The following is a 280-nucleotide window of genomic DNA, read 5'->3' on the forward strand; positions in this document are numbered from 1 at the left end:
ATATTAATGAACGCCATTTGCCCGACAAAGCAATTGACGTAATTGACGAGGCCGGTGCAAGCCAACGTTTACTGCCTAGCTCTAAACGTAAAAAAACCATTGGCGTTGCCGATATAGAAAACATTGTGGCTAAAATGGCGCGTATTCCACCGCAAAATGTGTCATCTAGCGACAAAGAAACGCTAAAAAACTTAGACCGCAATTTAAAAATGTTGGTGTTTGGGCAAGATCAATCTATTGATGCGCTTACATCAGCTATTCGCTTATCGCGCTCTGGTTT

At 42.1% G+C, this 280-nt stretch carries 1 pseudogene; it reads left to right on the forward strand.

Annotated elements, in window-relative coordinates:
- Positions 1-280, forward strand: a pseudogene (gene clpA / locus AAEY83_RS14325) (ATP-dependent Clp protease ATP-binding subunit ClpA); the annotation flags it as partial.

Origin of the sequence: Psychrobacter sp. TB20-MNA-CIBAN-0197 (assembly GCF_040309765.1) — a bacterium.
Taxonomy (GTDB): Bacteria; Pseudomonadota; Gammaproteobacteria; order Pseudomonadales; family Moraxellaceae; genus Psychrobacter; species Psychrobacter submarinus.